At 59.4% G+C, this 556-nt stretch carries 1 protein-coding gene; it reads left to right on the top strand.

Translation table 11 applies throughout. The annotated features are described in order from the left end of the window. Positions 1-556, top strand: a 556-nt coding sequence (locus AC1DX0_RS36905) for a LysR substrate-binding domain-containing protein (protein WP_477359613.1), incomplete at both ends; no start/stop codon positions are given.

Genomic DNA, 556 nt, shown 5'->3' on the forward strand with positions numbered 1-556 from the left:
TCCTGGAGCAGGTGGGCGAGGCGGAGCGAACTGCTTCGGGCGAATACAACGTGCCAAAGGGCGATCTGATTATTACGGCACCCGTTGTATTCGGGCGGCTTCATGTGTTGCCGACGATAAATGTTTTCTTGGCGCGCTTTCCGGACATCAATGTCCGGTTGGTTTTGTCAGACCGCAATGTGAATCTCGTCGACGATCATGTCGACATGGCTGTGCGGATTGGCCCCTTGCCAGATAGCAGCATGGTGGCGACGCGGGTAGGATCCGTGCGCAGTGTGGTTTGCGGCAGTCCGACCTATTTTGCCGACCACGACCTGCCGAGGACGCCGGCCGATCTCTCCGGACTCTCTTGCGTCACGTTTGATGTTGTGGCGTCCGCCACGTCCTGGCGTTTTGCCACGCCAATCTCACGCGCTGAGCAGACCGTAGCGATCCGGTCACGCCTGTCAGTGAATACCGCGGAAGCCGCGATCGACGCTGCCATTGCAGGTGTAGGCGTCACCAGGGTCCTCTCCTATCAAGCGGCAAAGGCGATGGAACAGGGAAAGCTGGTGGC

The sequence above is a fragment of the Mesorhizobium sp. P3_A9 genome (assembly GCF_056402975.1).